Below are 804 nucleotides of genomic sequence, written 5' to 3'. Positions count from 1 at the left end.
CTGGCGTGCTCGGGCAGCGGTTGATCCAGCGCCGTCCTCAGCGCTTCCAGCCGCACCCGTCGATCGCGACGCAATGGATTGTAGTCGTCAATTCCCAGTGTCGCCAGTATCGCGCCAATCCGATTGGTCAACATGATGCGTTCGCGGATGAGCTCCTCACGTTCTCTCGAGGGTCGACGCGCGTCCTCTTCGGCCTCCCCGGGAATCGTCACCATCGAGCAAACGCGCGGTTCACCGCGCAGCCAAGCAAGCAGTGTTCGAAGCAGAAGATCGGCATCGATCTTGTCCGATTTCGCTCTCCGTTTGATCCGTTCTACGGGAACGCTCGACGGTTGGATGACATGGACCTCAACGTCACGCGCCATCACCCAGCGGGCCAGCCAGAAGCCGCCATACCCAGCCTCATAAACCACGATCACGCGATCGATTATTTTTCCACAAGCTGCTGCGCGACGACGATAGCCCTCAATCGAGGTCGCGAGCGCTTCGGCCATCGGGTCGATCGTCTGCTTGGCCTTGATATGCCCAAGTCCCGGCACATGCGCGGCTACCACCCAGCTCTTGCTACTGGTTTCCACAGCCATGATGAGAGTGGCGTCATAATCCACGGCGACCGTCGGCCATGCCGATGAAATTGTCTTTCCCATGAGATCGTTTTCCCTGATGGCGTTGCGGCTATCAGGATACCGTCCCGGCCACCGCTATGCCCTCATGGGATCTGTCTCGACAGGAATGGAAAGTCCCTGTGCGACGCGGTCCACCTTGGCGTCCTGCTCGAACATTTAACCCAGTGGCGACACTTCG

At 59.3% G+C, this 804-nt stretch carries 1 protein-coding gene; it reads right to left on the bottom strand.

Features of this window, described 5'->3' with window-relative positions; translation table 11 throughout:
- Window positions 1-647 (bottom strand): IS110 family transposase (locus NEI07_RS06690; protein WP_256033553.1); only part of this gene is annotated, 647 nt, incomplete at its 3' end.
- Window positions 648-804 lie beyond the last annotated feature (157 nt).

It is taken from the genome of Methylocystis suflitae, assembly GCF_024448135.1.
GTDB classification, from domain to species: domain Bacteria; phylum Pseudomonadota; class Alphaproteobacteria; order Rhizobiales; family Beijerinckiaceae; genus Methylocystis; species Methylocystis suflitae.
Note: the sequence above shows the minus strand (reverse complement) of the source record. Positions and strands in the feature narration are given on the sequence as shown.